Source organism: Pedobacter sp. ok626, assembly GCF_900100435.1.
Taxonomy (GTDB): Bacteria; Bacteroidota; Bacteroidia; order Sphingobacteriales; family Sphingobacteriaceae; genus Pedobacter.
The window spans coordinates 223,845-245,944 of record NZ_FNEX01000002.1; the positions used below are offsets into that span (position 1 = coordinate 223,845).

The 22,100-nt window shown below is 39.6% G+C and carries 20 protein-coding genes; 5 read left to right on the forward strand and 15 right to left on the reverse strand.

Annotated elements, in window-relative coordinates; all coding sequences use genetic code 11:
• The 13 genes from BLS35_RS03135 to BLS35_RS03195 all read right to left on the reverse strand — a co-directional run bounded on the left by BLS35_RS03135 (nt 1) and on the right by BLS35_RS03195 (nt 13,347).
• Nucleotides 1-2,316, reverse strand: a complete 2,316-nt coding sequence (locus BLS35_RS03135; protein WP_090777707.1) for an NADP-dependent malic enzyme — start codon at nt 2,314-2,316, stop codon at nt 1-3.
• 74 nt (nt 2,317-2,390) lie between these two features.
• A complete protein-coding gene (locus BLS35_RS03140) occupies nt 2,391-3,614 on the reverse strand; it encodes a lytic transglycosylase domain-containing protein (RefSeq protein WP_090778157.1) in 1,224 nt (407 codons plus the stop codon).
• Between the two features lie 67 nt (nt 3,615-3,681).
• Complete coding sequence (gatA, locus tag BLS35_RS03145; RefSeq protein WP_090777709.1) at nt 3,682-5,136, reverse strand: Asp-tRNA(Asn)/Glu-tRNA(Gln) amidotransferase subunit GatA; 1,455 nt, start codon at nt 5,134-5,136, stop codon at nt 3,682-3,684.
• A gap of 41 nt (nt 5,137-5,177) precedes the next feature.
• Nucleotides 5,178-5,384 carry a Sec-independent protein translocase subunit TatA/TatB gene (locus BLS35_RS03150; protein WP_090777711.1) on the reverse strand — a complete coding sequence of 69 codons (207 nt, stop codon included), beginning with the start codon at nt 5,382-5,384 and terminating at the stop codon, nt 5,178-5,180.
• A 10-nt stretch (nt 5,385-5,394) separates the two neighbouring features.
• On the reverse strand, nt 5,395-5,787 hold the full coding sequence (locus BLS35_RS03155) for a Sec-independent protein translocase subunit TatA/TatB (RefSeq protein WP_090777713.1): 393 nt from the start codon (nt 5,785-5,787) through the stop codon (nt 5,395-5,397).
• A gap of 54 nt (nt 5,788-5,841) precedes the next feature.
• On the reverse strand, nt 5,842-7,158 hold the full coding sequence (locus BLS35_RS03160) for a murein hydrolase activator EnvC family protein (RefSeq protein ID WP_090777715.1): 1,317 nt from the start codon (nt 7,156-7,158) through the stop codon (nt 5,842-5,844).
• A 22-nt stretch (nt 7,159-7,180) separates the two neighbouring features.
• Complete coding sequence (locus tag BLS35_RS03165) at nt 7,181-7,975, reverse strand: lipoprotein insertase outer membrane protein LolB1 (RefSeq protein WP_090777718.1); 795 nt, start codon at nt 7,973-7,975, stop codon at nt 7,181-7,183.
• On the reverse strand, nt 7,953-9,002 hold the full coding sequence (locus BLS35_RS03170) for a tetratricopeptide repeat protein (RefSeq protein ID WP_090777720.1): 1,050 nt from the start codon (nt 9,000-9,002) through the stop codon (nt 7,953-7,955). Before BLS35_RS03170 ends, BLS35_RS03165 begins: the two co-directional genes overlap by 23 nt.
• Nucleotides 9,003-9,434 carry a dUTP diphosphatase gene (dut, locus tag BLS35_RS03175; RefSeq protein ID WP_090777722.1) on the reverse strand — a complete coding sequence of 144 codons (432 nt, stop codon included), beginning with the start codon at nt 9,432-9,434 and terminating at the stop codon, nt 9,003-9,005.
• On the reverse strand, nt 9,431-10,915 hold the full coding sequence (locus BLS35_RS03180; RefSeq protein ID WP_090777724.1) for an oligosaccharide flippase family protein: 1,485 nt from the start codon (nt 10,913-10,915) through the stop codon (nt 9,431-9,433). The genes dut and BLS35_RS03180 overlap by 4 nt, the downstream gene beginning before the upstream one ends.
• Nucleotides 10,916-11,194, reverse strand: a complete 279-nt coding sequence (locus tag BLS35_RS03185) for an acylphosphatase (protein ID WP_371328237.1) — start codon at nt 11,192-11,194, stop codon at nt 10,916-10,918.
• Between the two features lie 8 nt (nt 11,195-11,202).
• Nucleotides 11,203-12,150, reverse strand: a complete 948-nt coding sequence (locus tag BLS35_RS03190) for an NAD(P)H-dependent flavin oxidoreductase (protein WP_090777726.1) — start codon at nt 12,148-12,150, stop codon at nt 11,203-11,205.
• Between the two features lie 18 nt (nt 12,151-12,168).
• On the reverse strand, nt 12,169-13,347 hold the full coding sequence (locus tag BLS35_RS03195) for an amidohydrolase family protein (protein WP_090777728.1): 1,179 nt from the start codon (nt 13,345-13,347) through the stop codon (nt 12,169-12,171).
• Nucleotides 13,348-13,472: 125 nt separating this feature from the next.
• Between BLS35_RS03195 and BLS35_RS03200 the strand changes: the two genes are divergently transcribed.
• The 5 genes from BLS35_RS03200 to BLS35_RS03220 all read left to right on the forward strand — a co-directional run bounded on the left by BLS35_RS03200 (nt 13,473) and on the right by BLS35_RS03220 (nt 17,756).
• Nucleotides 13,473-14,165: a helix-turn-helix transcriptional regulator gene (locus tag BLS35_RS03200; RefSeq protein ID WP_090777730.1), complete on the forward strand. Its 693-nt coding sequence runs from the start codon at nt 13,473-13,475 to the stop codon at nt 14,163-14,165.
• A gap of 106 nt (nt 14,166-14,271) precedes the next feature.
• A complete protein-coding gene (locus BLS35_RS03205; protein WP_371328238.1) occupies nt 14,272-14,766 on the forward strand; it encodes a DinB family protein in 495 nt (164 codons plus the stop codon).
• 90 nt (nt 14,767-14,856) lie between these two features.
• A complete protein-coding gene (gene rluF / locus BLS35_RS03210; protein ID WP_090777734.1) occupies nt 14,857-15,897 on the forward strand; it encodes a 23S rRNA pseudouridine(2604) synthase RluF in 1,041 nt (346 codons plus the stop codon).
• Between the two features lie 64 nt (nt 15,898-15,961).
• Complete coding sequence (gene rlmN, locus BLS35_RS03215) at nt 15,962-17,011, forward strand: dual-specificity RNA methyltransferase RlmN (RefSeq protein WP_090777736.1); 1,050 nt, start codon at nt 15,962-15,964, stop codon at nt 17,009-17,011.
• Between the two features lie 46 nt (nt 17,012-17,057).
• Nucleotides 17,058-17,756 carry a ComF family protein gene (locus BLS35_RS03220; protein WP_090777738.1) on the forward strand — a complete coding sequence of 233 codons (699 nt, stop codon included), beginning with the start codon at nt 17,058-17,060 and terminating at the stop codon, nt 17,754-17,756.
• A gap of 226 nt (nt 17,757-17,982) precedes the next feature.
• Here the strand turns inward: BLS35_RS03220 and BLS35_RS03225 are convergent, their stop codons facing one another.
• The gene (locus tag BLS35_RS03225) at nt 17,983-20,760 is read right to left on the reverse strand and encodes a PAS domain S-box protein (RefSeq protein ID WP_090777740.1); all 2,778 of its coding nucleotides are present in this window, start codon (nt 20,758-20,760) and stop codon (nt 17,983-17,985) included.
• 17 nt (nt 20,761-20,777) lie between these two features.
• Nucleotides 20,778-22,049: a serine hydroxymethyltransferase gene (gene glyA / locus BLS35_RS03230; RefSeq protein WP_090777743.1), complete on the reverse strand. Its 1,272-nt coding sequence runs from the start codon at nt 22,047-22,049 to the stop codon at nt 20,778-20,780.
• Nucleotides 22,050-22,100 lie beyond the last annotated feature (51 nt).

Genomic DNA, 22,100 nt, shown 5'->3' on the forward strand with positions numbered 1-22,100 from the left:
TTATTTCTTAGCTATTCTTTTTAATAAACCGCCTTTTTTGGCATTTGCTTCTTGTTCTTTACCCTGAACATCCAAAACAGCTAAGGTAACCATATTTACAATTTCTCTTACCGAACTTCCAAGTTGAACAATATGAACAGGTTTATTTAAGCCTAATAAGATTGGACCAATAGCCTCAGCTTCACCCAATTCTTGCAACAGTTTATAGGCAATATTTCCAGACTCGAGGTTAGGGAATATCAATGTATTTGCCGGTCCATCCACCAATCTGCTAAAAGGGAAATTGTCCTTTAGTAATTCATTGTTCATTGCAAAATTACCTTGCATTTCACCATCAACTACAATATGCGGATGCTGCTCATGCAATATTTTAACAGCCTTTCTTACTTTCTCAGGAACCACACCTTCGTTAGAGCCAAAATTAGAATACGACAACAAGGCCACACGTGGGTGAATATTAAATTTACTAACCGATTGCTCAATAAGCAAAGTCAAATCAACCAGTTCCTCTGCAGTAGGGTCAACATTTACTGTTGTATCTCCAAAAAACACAGGTCCTTTTTTGGTCATCATCATATACATACCCGCAACACGGTTTACACCCGGTGCAGTACCGATCACCTGCAAAGCAGGCTTAATGGTCGAAACATAGTTTCTTGTCAAACCAGAAATCATCGCATCAGCCTCACCAAACTCTACCATCGACGCACCAAAGTAATTCCTGTCACGCATTAACTTAGTAGCTTCAAATAAGGTTAAACCTCTACGTTGCCTTTTCTCATACAAGAACTTACCGTATTTCTGCATCAACTCAGGCTCCTTAAATGGATCGATGATCGTTACACCTTCCAACTCCAATGCACTTTCTTCAATGATCCTTTCGATCACCTCTTTATTTCCCAGCAAAATTGGAATAGCAATATTCTCGTCTTTCACAATCTGGGCTGCCTTTAAAATCTTATAATGATCTGCTTCAGCAAAAACAACACGCTTAGGATCAGATTTAGCTTTACTCGTGATTGCACGCATAATCGCATCATCCATGCCCAACCTATGTTTCAGCTCTTCTACGTAAGCATCCCAATCGGTAATAACTTTACGTGCAACTCCTGATTCAATGGCAGCTTTAGCCACCGCAGTCGACACATTTGTCATCAACCTCATGTCCATTGGCTTCGGAATGATATACTCCTTACCAAACTTGATATTTTTTTCATCATAGGCCATATTTACAGCCTCAGGAACAGATTTCTTAGCCAGTTCAGCAATCGCTCTAACCGCAGCAATCTTCATTTCCTCATTGATCGCAGTAGCTCTTACATCAAGCGCACCTCTAAAAATATAAGGAAAACCCAATACATTGTTCACCTGATTAGGATAGTCAGAACGGCCGGTAGCCATGATGATATCCTTCCGGGATTTAATCGCCAATTCGTAAGCAATTTCCGGGTTAGGATTAGCCATTGCAAATACAATCGGATTTTTTGCCATTGATTTCAGCATCTCCTCAGTTACACAATCTGCTGAAGACAAACCAATAAACACATCCGAATCCTTCATGGCTTCTGCAAGCGTATTCAGTTTTCTATCTGTAGCAAACTCCGCTTTAATCGCATCCAGGTTAGTCCTGTCAGCTCTAATCACGCCCGAACGGTCGCACATCACTATATTTTCTTTTTTTGCACCTAAAGAAACGTATAGACGGGAGCAGGAAATTGCCGCAGCACCTGCACCATTTACCACGATCTTAACTTTATCCATTTTCTTTTTCTGCAGCTCGCATGCATTTAACAACGCAGCGGCAGAAATAATGGCGGTACCATGCTGATCATCGTGCATTACAGGAATATTCATTTCCTCTTTCAAACGACGCTCAATTTCAAAACACTCAGGTGCTTTAATATCTTCTAAGTTAATCCCACCAAAAGTAGGCTCCAATGCTTTTACGATTTTAACAAAATCATCAACATTTGTGGTATCCAATTCAAGGTCAAAAACGTCAATATCTGCAAATATTTTAAATAACAGTCCTTTACCTTCCATTACTGGTTTACCAGCCTCCGGACCAATATTACCAAGTCCCAAAACCGCGGTACCATTACTAATTACAGCTACCAGGTTACCCTTGGCAGTATACTTATAAACATCTTCTTTATTTTCTGCTATGCTTAAACAAGGCTCTGCAACACCTGGTGAATAGGCAAGAGCCAGATCCCTTTGGGAGTTTGTTGGCTTGGTTGGTATAACCTGAATTTTTCCCGGCCGCCCTTGCGAGTGGTAGTCTAATGCATCTTGCTTTCTATTAATCTTACTCATAAAATGATCCTATGTAAAACGCCAAAGTTACAATTCTTTTGATAAGCCATAAATAAAAAAAGATTAGAAAAGAATTAGCCCCTCATTGGCCTTTCTACATGCTTGCTTTCTGCTTGATGGTAGATCTTCAAGCGTTGCCCAGGCACAATCGAAGATCCTTTTAAATTATTCCATACCTTCAGATCCTGTACTTCAACATGATACTTGTCTGCAATGATACTTAGGTTTTGTCCTGAAGTGACCTTATGATAGAAGATTGAAGGTTTATTTGCAGTTGCCTTAGCTTTTCGTGAGGTCTTCCCCCCATTCGAAGCCAATACAATATGCTTATCTACTTCCAACTCTTCTTCATTCAACAATTGGTATACTCTTGTAAAACTAGCAAGGTCGACCCTAGGTAAGATCACACGCTTAGGCGCATGCATAGTACCATTTACTATTTTCTTCTTATAGGAAGGATTCAAGCCCCACAATTCATCCACATCAATATTCATGGCTTCCGCCAGTGAAGGAAGAGAAACAAAACGATTTACCTGAATGGTATCTGTATTTTTAAGAAAAATCGATTTCTGAGCCTTGATCTGATGACTACCTGAATAATTCATCACGTACACCGCTGCAATAAAGGCAGGAACATAATTGCGCGTTTCCAAAGGTAGAAACCTTCTGATTTCCCAAAAATCTCTGGAATCTGCTTTAGCAATAGCCCGGTTTACGTTCCCCATTCCGCAGTTATAAGCAGCAATGGCCAGTAACCAGTCGCCAAGTTCCTCATAAGCATCTCTGAAATAGGCAGCAGCAGCATAACTTGCCTGTATAGGATCCTTACGTTCATCCACAAAATTATCCATGTTTAAACCATAACCTTTTGCTGTTGCAAACATAAACTGCCATAAACCTGTTGCACCTACGCGCGATACAGCATGGGGATTCATCGAAGATTCTATAATTGGGAGATATTTTATCTCTTCCGGAATATTATAACTTTTAAGTGCCTTTTCAAAAATCGGGAAGTAATAACTAGAAAGGCCGATCATCTTTCCCATCATATCTTTACGCCCCGCATAAATATCTATATAGTTCTGCACATACTCATTATAACTAAGTGGTACCGTTTTTTGGATTGAATCCAATCTGGCCTTATAAACATAGTTATGATTATGGAAAGTTGGGGTTTCGTCTACAACAGGTACATAGGTGGTGTCGGTTATAGCCAACTTTTGCGGTTGTTGCGCATTTGCAGAAAAACCTGTAAAGGCCACAGCACAAGCGGATACAAAGCATATTAATATCTTCATAGGCATATTATTTCCTTTTTATCGGTTAATAAAATCTATTTCAGGCTTTATTAAAAGCGGTGATGGTTTAGTTCGCCTGGTTTGTCAATTGCCCAACATTCTCGTTGCTTAAAAAAGCATGGGATAAAGACAATAGGTCTTGTTCCCCGAAATGCCTGGCCATCAATTGCATACTTAACGGCAAACCATTAGTATTATTGCCCAAAGGAATAGCAATTGCTGGAATTCCTGTCAAAGATGCCAATACGGTAAATATATCAGCCATATACATTACCAATGGATCATCGATATTTTCGCCGATCTTAAAAGCAGGTGTAGGTGTTACAGGACTGATTACAATGTCGAAGCTGCTCAGCATCTCTTCCATCTTTTCTCTAATCAGTCTTCTCACCTGTTGTGCTTTTTGGTAATAAGCATCATAGTAACCCGCACTCAAAACAAATGTTCCAAGCAGAATGCGGCGTTTAACTTCTTCTCCAAAACCTTCGGCTCTGGATAGTTTGTAAAGTTCATTTAGACTTGTAGCTTCCAGATTTCGGTGTCCGTAATGTACCCCATCGTAGCGAGAAAGATTAGACGAAGCCTCAGCCGTAGTTAGCACATAATAAGCCGGAACTAAGTAATCCAATAAGTCAAAAGAAACATACTCGACAGTATGCCCTTGACTTTTAAGTTCCTCAATAGCCTTTAATATTGCTTCCTTTATGTCCGTATCAAGCGCTTCACTTTCCAAAGTTTCTTTCAAAACAGCAATCCTTTTTGACGCACTGCTTTTCAATCCTTCTAAGTACTCGGGAACAACATGTTTAGAAACGGTACTATCATGGTCATCAGCACCAGCCAAAACCTCAAGTAAAACTGCGGCATCGCTAACAGAAGAAGTAATGGTACCTACCTGATCAAAGGACGAAGCATAAGCAATCACCCCATATCTGGAGATCCTACCATAAGTAGGTTTTAAACCTATGCAACCGCAAAAAGCAGCGGGTTGCCTTACTGAACCGCCAGTATCAGTGCCCAGAGCAGACAGGCATAAGTCGGCCTGAACAGCTACAGCCGAACCACCAGAAGAACCACCGGCCACCTTTTCGTGGTCAGCAGCATTCTTTACCACACCATAATAAGAAGTCTCATTAGAACCGCCCATAGCAAACTCATCACAGTTTAGTCTGCCAATAATTACGGCATCCTCACTGATTAGTCTTTCTACAACGGTAGCAGAATAAGGAGAAACGAAACCCTCCAACATTTTAGACGAAGCAGTTACCTGGTGGTCTTGATAGCAGATGTTATCTTTTATACCAATCACCATTCCTGCCAATCTACCCGCCGTTCCGGCAGTTATCTTTTCCTGTACAAGCTTAGCCTGATGAGTCGCAGAATAAAAAAACACCTCATTAAACGCATTGAGGTGTTCATGTTTTTCTATTTGCTTAAAATAATAGTCTAATAACTCTGGCAAACTGAGCTTTTTTTGCTCAATAAGAGCTTGTACCTCTTTTAAGGAGTTATACTTCTTCAAACTTCAAGAATAGATTAAATTAAAAAATAGGGTTCCTAAACCTACAATGGTTTGTTGGTGTTGCTATGGTTCTGATCAACAGCATCGTCAGCACCATCTTTTCCATCTTTAAATTCTTTAATTCCTTTTCCAAGGCCACGCATCAATTCAGGAATTTTTTTACCACCAAAAAGTAGCAATACAATTACTACAATGACAGCAATTTCTCCGCCGCCTAGTCCAAAAGCCAATATTGTTGTATCAAACATGATATTTTAATTAAATTTTAGTTTTATCTGTTTCTGTTGTTGTGTTCTCTTTATCTTCAGCAGGCTCGTCTTTATGAAAGTCTATTGCTGGTTTATGCGTATCGTCATTATAGGCATTATCCTCAGGTTTATATTCGTAAGGATGATGTCTACTGTTGTCAGCATCATTAAAGGTAGATTTAAAATCATTAATTTCATCGGTAATACCTACGGAATTAATATTCCTATGGATCTCCCGCTTAACTCCTTCTGATGCGTCCTTAAAATCTCTCAGGCCTTTTCCAAGTCCTCGAGCCAATTCGGGCAATTTTTTACCTCCAAATAACAAAAGTACCACACCAAGGATCAGCATAATCTCGCCACCACCCATGTTTAAAAACTCTATTAATGTCCCTGAATACATCTCGATCTCTATTTTACTTCTTTAAAACAAATATAAACAATTAATTGCAATAGTTTATTTAGCGATCCATGATGCAGGATTTTGCGCCACAGCTCCTCTATAAATTTGAAACAGCAGTTCTGGCATATCGCCCGAAGTAGCTACCGTTCCGATATTCTGTTTTGTGCTCACATCGTCGCCTGCACTTACGCTTACAGATCTTAAGTTCTGATACACAGTAAAGAACTGTCCATGCTTAATCAAAACATAATGTCTACCTAATGCACTCCCCACTTTACTGACCTTACCGTTAAACACGGCTCTTACTGCAGCACCTTCCGAAGTTTGAATAGTTATACCCGCATTGTCATAACTAGCCTGACCTTCCTTATGCTTTCCGAAACTTTCCGTAATCGATCCAGAAGTTACTGGCCAAGGTAAAGAACCTCTATTGCTTTCAAATGCGGCCGACAATTTTGCAGCTTCAGGTGTGGCAGCCAAATAACCACTACTACTAGCTTTAGGCTTGGCAACTGCTACTGGTGCAGCCGGTGCAGGTTTATTTTCAGCCTTCGCTTTTGCCGCAGCAGCGGCGGCAGCGGCAGCAGCAGCTTTCGCTGCTTTTGCAGCGGCTATCCTTGCAGCTTCCTCAGCACGTTTTCTTTCCAATTCAATCTCACGAACAATTGCCGCCCGGATATTCCGATCAATTTGTGCTTGCTGTTTTTTACGAGTAGCAATATCCTGACGGAACTGCTTTTCCTGCTTACTATATTTATTTAGTACAGCTGCTTGTTCAGATTTATTCTTACCTAACTTATCTTTTTCATTCTCCTGCTCATGCAAAAGATTACTTTTTTCTTTCAGGTTTTTATCTAGAATAACAATTTTATAGTTCAGATCTTTTTGAGTCCCCTGTATGTATCCCGCCTGCTTTTTACGATACTGTCCAAATTGCTGCAAATATTTAATCCGTTTATAGGCCTGATTAAAATCCTTTGCTGCGAAAATAAACATCATCTTATCATAGGCATTTTTATTCCGTTGGGCAAACCTGATCATTCCAGCATATTCCTTCTTTAGCTGCCCCAGCTGGCCTTTCAGATTAATTACGGTATTGGTATTTTCATGAATCTGATTGTCCAGATTCTTCATCTCAGAGTTGATGACCGTAATCTTATCCTGCATTAACTTGATTTTAGTATTTAATGCGTTGATTTGGCTTAAGGTTAACTTTTTATTATTAGCCGTTTTTTTGAGGTTTCGTTGCAACAGATCAATCTCTCTTTGTATTGCCTCTTTTTTTCTTTTAAGTTCCGAACTGCTTTGGGCAAATGCAACTGATGCGGATAATATAAATAGGAGGAGGAAAAGAAATTTGCTTAGCTTCATTGGGTCAAAAGTATAAAAAAAATCAGTTTATTACTTCATACTTCCCAGGAACACTAAACGGGAAATCAAGTGGAACATTGCGTTCTACATTATAATATTCAAGCTCAATGTTCACAATCTTATTGCCCGCCATAGAATTTATCGTCAATCCATTGGGAAACAATGAGCCCCCCAAATCCTGGTAAGCCCCACTATACAAAACCTTTAAAGCCTGCCCAGCAACTACATCATTAACATTATTTTCGCTAACTTTCATCACCTTATCAAAAAACACTTTATAAATAAGCGCTTCTTTTTCACCTTGTAACATCCACTGTCCATCCGTTTTTTCAATTTTCGCCTGATCATTCAAAAAATAAGGGATCGTATTGCCCAATAAAATAGATTCCAACCAATCAAAACTCAGCTGCTTATTGGTAAACTTATGGATATAACTGAAGGGTTGTTTTAAATATACGCTCTGAAAATTGTTTCGTACCTTAATACTATCTGGTGTAATTAAAGCTCTTGCCACCTCGATACCAGCCAATGCAGTAACGCTCACCCAAATACGGCGCCCTTTTTCCATCCGGATGTTCATTGTAGCATTGTTCTTGCTACCTCCAAGATCCAACTTTGCCTTTGCTTTAACAGACAGCGTATTAAAAACTAAATCCCGGGACTTCAACAATTGAATATTTTCGGTATTCTTACTGCTTAATTCCGTCACTGCTGCCGGAGGGTTTGCCACGACGGTTGCTTTTCTTGTTTTACAGGCCAACAAGGTAGTCGAAAGCAAGCCTGCCCACAATAAATTATTCCAAATATTTCCGCTCATAGATCTTTCTATTTAGTTTTTCTGAACCATTACCAGCTGCTTTTGCTTTTTTCCATTCTACCAGTGCCCGCTCTTTCTCACCGCTTATAAACAGCACATCACCATACAATTCGAGATAAATCCCATTATCAGTATCCAGCTGCAGGGCTGACTTCACATTTGTTAAAGCCTGGCTGTTTTGATTATCCTGATGCAACGCTAGAGCCATAAAGTAATATAAAATAGCCTGATTAGGATAAATTTCTATTGCCGCCTCAGCCGTTTTTATGGCGTCCTTATACTGCTTTAAGAGTAACTGTATATTCAAGGCTTGCTCCCAGGCTTTGTAAGGACGTTCTTCTCCTTCCAATACCAATTTAAATTGAGCCAATGCCCCAGGCAAATCGCCTTTTTTATATAAATCTTCAGCCAGTACCATGGTTTGCTCAACAACTGTTAGCTCCGACTTCCCAAGCTCTTCTTCGCCAGCTGCATTCCCCTTTGCGCCAGAAGTTACACGTCTTCTTGCGCGGGCAAGTTCGTCAGATGGTCCAAATTTCTTCTCCAACTCATTATACCCCTTCATCGCCTCAGCAGTTTTTCCCGCCATCAAATAAGCATTGGACCTATCAAAATAATAATCAGGCTTATCTGGTGAAAGCCGAACAAGCTGGTTCAAAACTCCAGCCATGGCATTCATATCACCCTTACGTTTATACAATTCGGCCATCAACATCCAGTACCATGTATTGTTAGTTTCCAAAGCTGTAGCCTTTTTTATGGCCATTTCCGCTTCATAAAGATTATTCTGCCTATAATTTACAATAGCAATTTCATAATAAACGGCAGCATTCTTAGGATCTAGTTGTAATATCTTGTTGAAACTCTCATTTGCCCTACTGTAATCCTCATTTAGCTTATCACGTAAACCGGCAAAATAAAGCACTTTTATCATGGCTGTATCCGTCAACGGCACCGTAGGCCGCTGAGCAAACAATGCAGAAGCATTGCCCAACAACACCAATAAAAGCACTTTAATTTGTTTCATTTATTTACCCGTATGTCCGTAACCACCCGCACCACGAGCTGTATCACTTAATTCTTCAACTATATTCCAAGCGATAGTCTCATGCTTTGCAATCACCATTTGTGCAATCCTATCACCATTGTTTACCACGAAATCAGTATCCGACAAATTAACTAACAGTACTTTAATCTCTCCACGGTAATCGGCATCGATGGTACCTGGTGAATTTACAATACTGATGCCATGTTTATAAGCCAAACCACTACGTGGACGAATCTGCGCCTCAAAACCAACCGGAAGCTCAATATACAAACCAGTTGGAACCAAAACACGCTGCAAAGGTTTAATGGTAATTTCAGTTTCTATAAAAGCGCGCATATCCATACCTGCTGCATGTGCAGTTTCATATTGTGGCAATGGATGCCCGGAATTGTTAATAATATTTATGTTCATCTTTTTTTCAATATAAGTTTCAACTGATCCTTTTCAAAATAAATAATCGCTGCCAAAAAGGACAATAACAGCGCATTACCAATATAAATATTCCTGTTAAATACCCAAAAGGAAAGCACCACCAATACGACTGAAACCAGCAGGTAAGCAATAATCCTTTTTAAATCATAAGGTATGGGATAATACTTTTGTCCCAAAACATAGGAGATGACCATCATTACAAAATACGCCAGCATAGATACCCACGCAGATCCCATATAACTGTATCTAGGAATCAAGACAAAATTCATCACTATAGTAATAACGGCTCCAACGATGGAAATGTATAAACCGAAACGTGTTTGATCTGACAATCGATACCAAATGGACAAATTCATGTAAACCCCCAGACATACATAACCAAATAACAGGTATGGAACTGCGGGCAACCCAACCCAGTATTCGCTTTTGCGAATAAAGTATTTCAAAATCTCGATATTGGCAATCAGTCCCACAAACAATAGCGCCAGCGCGATCACAAAATAATGAAGGATTGTCGCGTAAGTTTTTTTTGCATTTGCATTTTTAGCATGGCTAAAGAAGAAAGGCTCAGCTCCCAACCTAAAAGCTGTAATAAAAATGCTTATAAATATCGCTATCTTACAGACTGCACCATATATCCCCACCTCATGATCTGCAATTTTATCAGGCAGCAACTGGCTCAACACGATCTTATCCAAATTCTCATTTACAATAAATGATAAATTAGCCACCAGAATAGGCCATGAATAAGAGAACATCTTACCAAAAAGTTCCTTATCAAATTTAAGCTGGAGTTTCAAAAACTCAGGCAACAACAATACAAAGGTTACTAAACTGGCAATTAAGTTAGCCACAAAAACGTAACCCACCCAAACGCCTCTGTACCATGACTCCAACCATGTTGCCAAGGGCCATTGATGCTTAATGACCAATGGAATAATATAAATAAACACCAAATTAAACCCGACAAAACACCCGATATTAAGGAATTTAATCACACTATATTTAAAAGCTTTATTGTCGGCTCTGAGTTTTGCAAATGGAATAACACAGATTGCATCAATAAATAGAATACCTATAAAAAGCTGTACATAAGTTTTATAATCACTTAATTGCTTCGGATCATCCGTTAAATATCCTGAAATAGGATTAGAAAGCACCAATCCACTAATTAGAAACAGTATCGAAATAAAGGCTATACATAAAAAGGAATTGTTATAAACTTCCTGCTTTTTATCCTCATGCTTGTTCAAGTAACGGAAATAAGTACTTTCCATTCCAAAGGCCAACACCGCATTGATCATAGAAGCATAAGCATACATGGTTGTAAATATCCCATAAGTCCCGGCAGCAAATTTGCCGGTATAAATTGGCGTCAGGATAAAGTTAAACAGTCTGGAAAAAACAGTACTGATACCGTAAACTGCAGTCTGTCCTAAAAACTTTTTTAATACTGACATCTATTTCTTAATGATTTCAAAATTCTGATAGTTCTTCACTTCTCCAGGCCTAACTTCTACATTTTCAATCTTAGCCCGATCCGTCCCCTCGTTACACCAATCTAAAAAAACTTCCAGTAAGGTATCATCTCCTTCGGCCTCTAAATAAACGCTACCGTCTTTTTCATTTCTGATCATCCCCCTAACCCCCATCTGGTCGGCTACAACCTTGGTTACAGCCCTAAAAGATACGCCTTGTACTTTTCCAGTAATCTTAATTTGTATATGTTTTATTTCCATGTGTACTTTTATAATTTGATCGATGCAATCCGCTCTTTCTCCCTCAAAAACTCGTCCCAAATCGACATTAGTATCTCTGCTGCTGGCTTTATCTCTTTCAACATTGCCGACACTTGTCCTATTTCCAATTCTCCTTGTTCTATATCGCCCTCAAACATACCTAATTTAGCGCGTGCCCTACCTAAAATTCTCATTAGCGTATCCTTGTCTGCACCACTGGCTTCCGCCTCGGCGATGACATCCGCAAACTCATTTTTAAGCAAACGAACAGGAACAACTTTTTTCATCCTCAATTTCGTATCTCCTTCCGCAGCATGTATGATTTTATCTTTAAACTGAGGGTGTCCTGAAGATTCCTCAGCAACAGCAAATGCCGAACCTATTTGCACCCCATCAGCGCCTAAAGCAATCGCTGCTAGCATTGCCCTACCACTTCCAATCCCACCGGCAGCAATAACCGGTATTTTAACCACGTCGCAAACCATAGGAATCAAACACATTGTGGTGGTTTCTTCTCTACCATTGTGCCCCCCAGCTTCAAAGCCTTCGGCAACAATAGCATCAACCCCACAGGCTTCCGCTTTTAACGCAAATTTGGTATTAGCAACAACGTGCACAACTTTAATACCCTTTTCTTTTAAAAAACTTGTCCAAATGGCTGGATTACCTGCCGACGTAAACACTATCCGTACCCCTTCATCAACAATGATCTTCATCACGTTTTCCACATTCGGATAAAGCAAAGGGACATTTACCGCAAAAGGTTTTGTGGTGGCCGCTTTACACTTTCTAATATGATCCAGTAAAACATCCGGATACATTGACCCGGCTCCAATAATCCCCAAACCACCTGCATTAGCAACCGCCGAGGCCAGTCGCCAACCACTACACCATACCATTCCAGCCTGGATAATCGGGTATTTTATCCCAAATAGCTCAGTAATTCTATTTGCCATATTGCTAATAACCTTTCATTAAAATAGTCGCTTTACCATATCTCCTAAAATCACTTTACCACTCTTTTCTGTAAATTCAACCAGATTTATCCCGGGCTGCTTACCCAGTTCAAAACTCCCAAAACGCCTATCGATTTCCAAAAATTCGGCTCCGTTAAAGGTAGCCCATTTTAGCAATTCTTCTGTCGGTACATCAAATCGCTCCTGCAACAAGTTCATCTCCGAAAGAATGCTTAAACTATCATTACTGGCCAAACTATCTGTTCCCAAAGTAATTCTTAAGCCTGCTGCCCGCATCATATTTACATCCGGCAACATATTTTCTATATATAAATTTGCGTTTGGACATAAACACCAATACAAATTGGGATGAATACTTGTAGCATAAGCTACATCTGCAGCTGAAGTATAAGTATTGTGTACCAGTAAAGTTTTCAAATCCGGTGACAGCAGGGGTAAATAGGTCTGCAGCGATGTTTTTCCCGAAGGTTCAAAAAAGCTGATATCCTGTCCTAAAAACTTAAAAAGCGCCAAAAAACCACCGGTCTTTTGCTCAAAAAAAGCATTTTCATCTGCAGTTTCCTGATTATGTATTGTCACAGGCCCGTCCTGATATTCTGCATATGCATTCAGTTCCCGAAATAATTCAGGAGATACTGAATAAGGAGCATGGGGTACAATAGAAACAGGCAAGGGGCTCAGGTCATCTTTAAACTGCTTTGCCCTTTTCATCGCCTCTTTAGCCAGATCAGGATTAAAGCCCATAATTTCTAAAAATGTATGGTAATAAACCGGAGTATTCACTTTTAGTGCTTTTGAGATGAGTTGGTTACAGATATCGCCAACGGCCACAATCCCATTCTCGTACATCTCAATATCTGCTTTCAATATGGCCAGATTCAGCTCATATTCATCAGAAGTTCTCAATTTAATCACTGCCTTCACAAAGTCAGGTAATCCTGTGTGCTTCGATATTTGGCCTTTAAGGTTCGACAACTCAATATGGCAATGCGTATTTACAAAGCCTGGAACCAACAATCCATCATGATATTGAATATCATTTAATTGCTTTTCCTTGGCTTCCTCAGGGGTGTAGACACCTTTAATAGTTCCTATCGAATCAATCGAAAGTACTCCATTTTTTATTGGTGGGCCAACTACAGGATAAACATAGGTTGCTGAAATATGAGAAATCATACGCAAATAAAAGATTTTTCCATCTAAAAACCACTATAGCCTCCGGGGCTTCAAACAATATGAATAAAATAGGACATCGATTAATTTTATATAGAGATCGATTATATTTGTAGAGAGAATAACTTATGAACCGCATAGACCGACTTTTTGGCATACTTCTACTATTACAAACGAAGAAATATATTTCTGCGGATAAGATCGCAGACCAATTTCAAATCAGCACCAGAACGGTTTATCGCGATATCAAGGCCTTACTAGAACAGGGTGTGCCCATCAGTTTCGAACAACCCAAGGGATATTATATTGTTCAAGGATATTTCCTGCCGCCAGTTTCTTTTTCTTCCGATGAAGCAAATGCCTTACTGATCATGGAGCGATTGGTATCACGTTTTGCAGACAAATCTATCTTTACCAATTATACCTCGGCGCTTAACAAGGTAAAGGCTGTATTAAAGCATACTCAAAAAGAAAAACTGGAACTCCTTAGTCAAAGCATCAAATTTCAATTGAACCATGAATGGCTCCCTGAGGAATTCGACCATCTGGCAGATCTGCAGAACGCCATTTCCGGCAAGTATATCATTGAGATCGATTATCAGAACCTAAATAAAGAAAGCAGCAAGCGCGAAGTTGAGGCGATCGGACTCGTATTTTACGCCTACAACTGGCACCTTATTGCCTGGTGTCATCTGCGTAATGAGTACCGTGATTTTAGGGCATCCAGGATCGTTCGCATCAGGTCACTGGACGCTCCTTTCAAAAAAACTCCCCACATGTCACTCAACGAATACATGAAACTCCTTCCTGTAGACTATTAGTGGCGGTAAAATCAATTTAATTGTAATTCAAAAAACAGACTGCCATAGGGTTGTCATTGCCACTTCTTTAATTTGTGTTATTAATCCAAACATTAAAAAACATAATATGATGAGTAGAATTAAAATGTTCCTTAAAGAAATGGACGAGGCCGCAGTAACCACCCGCAAAATGCTGGAAAGGATACCAACTGATAAATTTGACTGGCAGCCACATCCTAAAAGCATGACGGTGAAAAGACTGGCCACCCATATTGCCGAACTTCCTTCCTGGATTACCATGGCGCTGACGACTGATGGGCTTGATTTTGCAGACAACCCTTATCAGCAGGAAAACGTAAATACCACAGAAGAGTTGCTGGCTTATTTCGAAAAATCATTGCAGGATGGACGTAGTCACCTTATCGAAAAGTATGAAGAGGTCCTCGACAGGGATTGGACTTTAAGAAATGGAAAGCAGGTCTATAGTGTCGAGCCTAAGGCCGATGTAATCCGGATGAGCTTAAATCAGACTGTTCATCACCGGGCACAACTAGGTGTGTATTTAAGACTATTGGAGATCCCTATTCCGGGTAGTTACGGACCAAGTGCAGACGAAATGTAGATTCATATTTCAAAGCATAAAAATATTTTCATAGTTTATATGGGTATAAATTGATTTCTTTGTAAATAATTTCAATTTATACCCATACCCATGTCTGACTCTACCACACGGTTAAATAAATACATTAGTGAAAGCGGTTTATGCTCGAGAAGAGCGGCCGACAGATATATTGAGCAAGGAAATGTATATATCAACGGCAGAAAAGCCAAGGTAGGTGATAAGGTATATTTTGGTGACATCATCACTGTTAACGGACAGACGATAGAACCAAAAGAGGTTGACAGCACTATTTTAATCGCTTATAACAAACCTGTAGGAATAACCAGCACAACTGAAGCTGGGGTTAAAAGCAATATGATTGACCATGTGAACCATAGCGATCGGGTGTTTCCTATCGGACGCCTGGATAAGGACTCACAAGGACTAATTTTCTTAACGAATAATGGCGACCTGGTCAATAAAATTTTAAGAGCTGGTAATAATCACGAAAAGGAATATGTCGTTACGGTAAACAAACCAGTTACTGAATCTTTTATTTCTGGAATGGCTAAAGGTGTTCCGGTATTGGGGGTAATGACAAAAAAATGTAAGGTAAAACAAGAGAGTACTTTTGTATTTAGAATTACATTGGTTCAGGGCCTAAACCGTCAAATCAGAAGAATGTGTGAGCATTTTGGATTTGAGGTAACAAAACTAGAACGTGTAAGAATTATGAACGTTAGCTTAAAGGGTATTCCTGTAGGCGAATGGAGAGAACTTACACCTGAAGAGCAAACTGACATTTTTAATCTGGTTGCAAAATCAAGTGCATTAGAAGCTGCATCAGCTCCTAAACGCGCGAGTAAAAAGCCTAAGGCACAAGCTGAAGAAGATTTTTCTGAAAATGTTACCCCTGGAAGAACTAAAGGAAAAAGACCTGGCAAAAAAGCACCTGGTTCTGTAACCAGAGAAGAACGCGCTCCAGGTGGAAAGGGCAAATCTTTTGGTAAAGTTCCTGCAAGCAAATCAAGAGGCGGTGCAGCGGCTAGCAGCGATTGGTTTAAAGCAGGTGGTCCAAGCAAAAGACCAGTTAAACCAGGTAATGGAAGATCTGGAACTCCGGCTGCAAAAACCAGAAGCCCTAAACGTTAGGCTTTTATACCTTTACCCCGCAATTACAATCCGTATTGCATTTTTTTGGTAACTTTGCATTTAAATGCCTACTACAAAGAAAATAGATATCCGTTCATTAGACCTACAACAACTTCAAGAGCACTTTACTGCGATGAAGGAACCTGCCTATAGAGCAAAACAGGTTTACCAGTGGCTTTGGGAAAAATCAGCACGCTCATTTGCAGAAATGAGTAACCTTTCTAAAGACCTTAGGAATAAGTTGGACGAGCATTATGCGATCAATGTTGTGGAGGTAAACAACTCGCAGTTCAGCAACGACCATACGATCAAAAACGCGTTTAGACTGTACGATGGAAATATTGTAGAGGGTGTTTTGATTCCTATGGAAGACCGCATGACAGCTTGTGTGAGCTCCCAGGTAGGCTGTAGTTTAACCTGTAAATTCTGTGCTACAGGCTATATGGATCGTAAACGAAATCTTAACGCTGACGAAATTTATGACCAAGTAGTACTTATAGATCAACAAGCAAAGAAAAACTACAATCTTCCCCTTACCAATATTGTTTACATGGGTATGGGAGAACCACTGCTAAATTATGCCAATGTGATGAAATCTATTGAGCGTATTACTGCTCCTGACGGATTGAACATGTCATACAAACGCATTACAGTTTCTACAGCCGGCATCTCTAAAATGATCAAAAAACTTGCCGATGATGGTGCTAAATTTAATCTAGCCCTATCACTTCATGCGGCGAATGACAAAAAGCGGAATGAGATTATGCCGATTAACGAGCACAATTCATTAAAGGCGCTTGCGGAGTCCTTAAAATATTATTTTGCCAAGACCAAAAACCCTGTAACCTACGAATACATCGTTTTCAATAATTTCAATGATGAAATTGAGGATGCAATGGAGTTGGCGAAATTCTGTAAGCACGTACCTTGTAAAGTAAACCTGATTGAGTACAATCCTATCCAGTTTGCTGATTTCTTGAATGCTGAAGGAGATAAGATAGATGCGTTTTCCAACTACCTGAAAAGTCAAGGTATCACAACAAACATCAGACGCAGTCGCGGTAAAGATATTGATGCAGCCTGCGGACAATTGGCCGTTAAAGGACAAAATTAACCCGTCTTTTAACCAGCGTAAGCCTAAAACACATTAGATTGACAGCATGATGCTGTTTAAACGTTTTTTAGGCGACCTCGTTGCCCTCTTGTTTCCCAACCTATGTTGTGGCTGTGGCACCTCTTTATATCATGGTGAGGAACAGCTATGCACTAAATGTATTTACCACCTTCCCTATACTGATCACCATCTTCATAAAGATAACGGGGCTGCGAGACAGCTGTGGGGTCGCCTACCTTGTCATGCAGTCATGTCCTTGCTTTATTTTAAAAAGGGAGCCCGCACACAAAACATCATCCATCATCTAAAATACCGTGGTCGGAGAGATCTGGGGATAAAACTTGGTGTTATGATTGCCCAAAAGCTTCTGATGAATCCTGCTTATGATAATGTAGATTTGATCATCCCTGTGCCTTTACATCGACGTAGGGAACACCAAAGAGGCTACAACCAAAGTTTATGCGTAGCGCAAGGAATTTCATCAGTGTTAAAAGTTCCGGTAAACGCCCGATGTTTACTGCGTGCAAGAGCAACCACAACTCAAACTAAAAAAGGAAGATACAAACGATTTGAGAACATGCAAGAAGTCTTTTCAATTACAGATTTAGCGGTGCTTAGAGACAAACACATCTTGCTGGTAGATGATGTCATTACAACTGGTGCTACACTTGAAGCTTGCGGAATAGTTTTGTTCGAAGCCAAGATTAGCAAGCTCAGCATCGCCACAATTGCGTTTGCCAAATAAGGTTCATATACGCCGAAATACGACTTCTTTACTCAAAGAAGACTGCTTTCAACGAAAAAACAATTTTATGACAAAAAAAACTTCCAATATATTTGGCAATTCAAAAATAATTCCCACCTTTGTTGTGAGAGCGTTAATTTAAGGGTCGATCAACTCATTCTTTGAGTTATCGGCCCTTTATCTTTTACCCCAAAAAGAGAATCCATTCCGCTTTATTTATGAGAATTTATTGGTACAAATGAATGGAAAGCAGTTCTCTGACTTCTTCAGGTTTGAATGGTTTTAAAATATGTCCGTTCATTCCAGATTCTTTAAACTTCCGGTATTCGTTCTGAAGTGTTGAGGCCGTTAAAGCAATAATTGGAACCATTTTAAAATAACTATCAGGCTGACTTCTAATAATTCGGGTGGTTTCAAAGCCGTCCATCCCAGGCATTTTAATATCCATAAATACCAAATCGTAGCGCTCGTCCTTAACCTTAAGGATAGCCTCTTCGCCACTTAATGCAAAATCAATATTCACCCCAAATTTCCCAAGGATTCTTTTAGCGATTAATAGATTGATTTCATTATCGTCTACGATAAGTATCCTTTTACCAGTAAATGCTTCGGGTTGCGCAATCAACTCTCCCCCATTTGCAAGCAGGGTTGATTTTAAAAAGTTTAAGGTAAAAGAAAAGCAAGTCCCTTCACCTTCTATACTTTTAACCTCAATTTCGGACTTATACAACTGCAATAGCTTTTTAGTAATAGCCAGCCCCAATCCCGTGCCGCCATATTTCCTTGAAATATCGGTTTTAGCTTGTGTAAACGCTTCAAAAATATAATTGAGCTTATCTTCCGGTATGCCTATCCCATCATCACTCACCTCAAAGTGAATAGCTATACGCTCATCATCATTGCTTATGAGTTTAAGCTGAAGAATGATTTTCCCGTGATCTGTAAACTTAATGGCATTGCCCAACAAATTCATCAAAACCTGATAGAGCCGCGTCTTGTCTCCTGACACAAGCTTCGGGATTTCATCATCGTAAAGTAACACCAGCTCATTCCCCCGCTTATTGGCATTGATACTTAAAGAAGTGACAATATCTGTTGTAAGCCCTTTCATAGAGAATGGCATTGACTCCAAATGAAGATTCCCAGTCTCTATTTTTGTGAAATCAAGGATATCATTAATAATATTCAGCAAGTTTTCTCCTGAAAACTTCAGAATATTCAAATCTTCGATTTGCGAAGGCTTAGGGTCATTATCCATCAACAAATGCGTCATTCCAATAACCGCATTCAGTGGAGTTCTGATCTCATGACTCATTACAGATAGAAACATTTCTTTAGCTTCACTCAATTGTAACGCCTGTTCTTTGGCGTCTACCATTTCCTGCTCTACCTGTTTACGCTGGGTAATGTCTGTGATCAGGTCAATCTGCCGCTCGAGTTTACCTGTATCACCAACAACAGGTGTAGTAGCCACAGAAAGCCAAACCATTGTCCCATCCTTTTTCTTTGCCTGAACTTCTATAGAATAGGGCTGCTTATTTTGTGCTTTTTCTCTTGCTTCATTAATTAACTGTTGCTGCGCAACGTCACTTTCGGCACAAAGTACATCACCAAGCCTAAATCCAAGAAGTTCGCTGCTCGCATATCCCGTTAATCGTTCCAGAGATTGATTGACCCATGTCGTGTAGCAGTTGGCATCAGAGATATTTACACCAGTATTCGTTTCACTAGCAACTAAGGATAATACCTGCAAATCCTCTTCTGCATTTTTCTTATCCGTAATATCAATAATGATTTCTACTTCTATCTCTACCTTTCCTTCTTCATTAAATACAACGGTATTATAAATGGAGATCCATATTGGCTGTTTATCTTTTCGGTAAGCCAACAGGTCAACAGTAAAAGATTTATTTTTTCTAGTCAGCTCCCTTGCCTTTTCCAACAGCTCCATGTCAGTCTTTGGCCCCGAAATCAAATCACCCAAACGTTTTCCTTTGAGGTCATTCAGATTAAATCCGGTAATTTTCTCGAAAGCTTCATTTACCCAGGTTACATGATTATTGGCGTCATTTATGACTACAGCATTGTTAATCTTACTAGCGACAAAGGAGAGCTTCATCAGCTCATGCTCTACTTTTTTATTTTCGGTAATATCTCTTCCATAAGCGTACCATCGTGCATTTTTGGCTACCATTGTCCAACTTATCCAACGGACAATGCCGGTTTTACTGACTATCCTAAAATCAATCTCGAATTGTTTAATTCCTTTTCTGAGTCCGTCCTCGATCGTATTTACAACCCTACTGAGGTCCTCCCTATGACAAAAGCCCCAGATATTTAAACCTGTGGCTTCCTCAACACTATACTCCAATAAATGGGTAATGGCTTTGTTAACGAACAAGACTTTGCCTGCATTATCCAAAATGCAATGTATTTCAGGAGAGACCGCTGAAATATTGAGTAATTCCTCAAAGCGCTGCGCATGGGCAGCAAGCTCCTCACTTTTCCGCTGTAAGGATATGTGAGTCATGACTTCCTTAGCCAGGGTTTGCAGTCCTTCTTTCTGGGCGCTCGTAAATTGCCGGGGCACGGTATCGAAAACACAAACGGTTCCCAATTTAAAGCCATTCTCGTCTATTAAGGACGCGCCGGCGTAAGATCTTACGTATGGGGGGTCTATTACAGAGGGATGATTTTTAAACCTGTCATCCACCAAGGCATCATAAACTTCAAAAACATCATTATTCTCGCTAATGATCGTATACTCACAAAATGAGATTCCACGTGGAATCTCATTAAAAGTAATACCTATTGAAGATTTAAACCAGACCCTGTTTTCATCAACTAATGCAATTAATGCAATAGGTGCGTTGCATACTAATGATGCTAACTTAGCTATATTATCGAACTGGTACTCCGAGGGGGTATCCAGAATATTATAACCATGTAACGCGCTAACGCGATTATCTTCACTAGTTGATGAATGCTGGTCTTTTGATAACATTTAGCTTTTTAAAGCCGTTATTTATACAACGGAAAACGACTTACTAAATTTATCACTTTTTCTTTTACTTGTGCTAAATTACTTTCATCTTCTGCATTTGTTAATACCTGATCAATCAGGTCAACAATTTCCGCCATTTCAGTTTCCTTAAAACCTCTTGTTGTGATAGCAGCAGTACCAACTCTAATTCCCGATGTTACAAATGGAGATTTATCATCAAAAGGAACCATGTTTTTATTTACTGTGATTTCTGCTTTTTCCAATGCACTTTCAGCAAGCTTACCAGTGATGTTTTTATTACGTAGATCGATCAGCATTAAATGGTTATCTGTACCACCAGAAATGATACCGTATCCTTTAGCCACAAAGGCTTTGGCCATTGCCTGTGCATTTGCTTGTACTTGTTTGATATAAGTTAAATACTCATCACTTAAAGCTTCGCCAAAAGCAATTGCTTTAGCTGCAATGATATGCTCTAACGGACCACCCTGAGTACCTGGGAAAACAGCCATATCTAATACAGATGACATCATTCTGGTTTCTCCTTTAGGTGTTTTTAATCCGAATGGGTTTTCAAAATCTTTACCCATCATGATCATACCACCACGAGGACCACGCAATGTTTTATGTGTAGTTGTAGTAACGATATGACAATGAGGAAGTGGGTTTTGTAATAATCCACGAGCAATTAAGCCTGCTGGATGAGAAATATCGGCCATTAATAATGCACCAATTTTATCAGCTACGCTACGTACAAATGCATAATCCCATTCTCTGGAATAAGCAGAAGCACCAACGATAATTAATTTAGGCCGTTCTGCAAGGGCTACTTCTTCCAACTTTGCATAATCGATCCTACCATCTTCTTTTGTCACACCATAAAATAACGGGTGATACAATTTTCCTGAAAAGTTAACCGGAGATCCGTGTGTTAAATGTCCACCATGTGAAAGGTCAAAACCAAGGATTTTGTCACCCGGTTGAATCACAGCAAGCATTACTGCAGCATTGGCTTGTGCGCCTGAATGCGGTTGTACGTTTACCCATTCCGCACCAAAAAGTTCTTTAGCACGTTCAATAGCTAAGGTTTCGATTTTATCAACCACCTGGCATCCACCATAATATCTTTTACCTGGCAGTCCTTCAGCATATTTATTAGTTAAGCAAGAACCTGCAGCCTCCATCACTTGTTTGCTCACAAAGTTTTCAGACGCGATCAGTTCCAAACCATTTTCCTGACGGGTCAATTCTTTGTCAATCAAATCAAAAATTAATGTATCTCTAGTCATTTATCAATGTATTTTTTTGTAAAATTAGCGATTTTCCTTCTTACTTTAATA